The 263-nt window shown below is 57.8% G+C and carries 1 protein-coding gene; it reads left to right on the top strand.

From position 1 onward, the window contains the following. A partial coding sequence (locus SB756_RS31340; protein ID WP_410913400.1) for an ABC transporter permease subunit occupies window positions 1–263 on the top strand: 263 nt, incomplete at both ends.

The following is a 263-nucleotide window of genomic DNA, read 5'->3' as shown; positions in this document are numbered from 1 at the left end:
CCTGCCGATTGTTTTGTTAAGCGCCCTGGGCACTGGCATCCTGGCGGGATTGTGGAACGGCATACTGGTAGCGATCCTCAAAATTCAGCCGTTTGTTGCCACCCTGATCCTGATGGTCGCCGGGCGCGGCGTGGCGCAACTGATCACCTCCGGACAGATCGTCACGTTTAACTCGCCGGATCTCTCATGGTTTGGCAGTGGATCGCTGTTGTTCCTGCCAACGCCGGTCATTATCGCGGTGCTGACGCTTATCCTGTTCTGGC

Source organism: Pseudomonas sp. SIMBA_068 (genome assembly GCF_046534705.1).
GTDB classification, from domain to species: Bacteria; Pseudomonadota; Gammaproteobacteria; order Pseudomonadales; family Pseudomonadaceae; genus Aquipseudomonas; species Aquipseudomonas putida.
The sequence above is the reverse complement of the archived record's forward strand: the minus strand, read 5'-3'. Positions and strand labels throughout refer to the sequence as shown.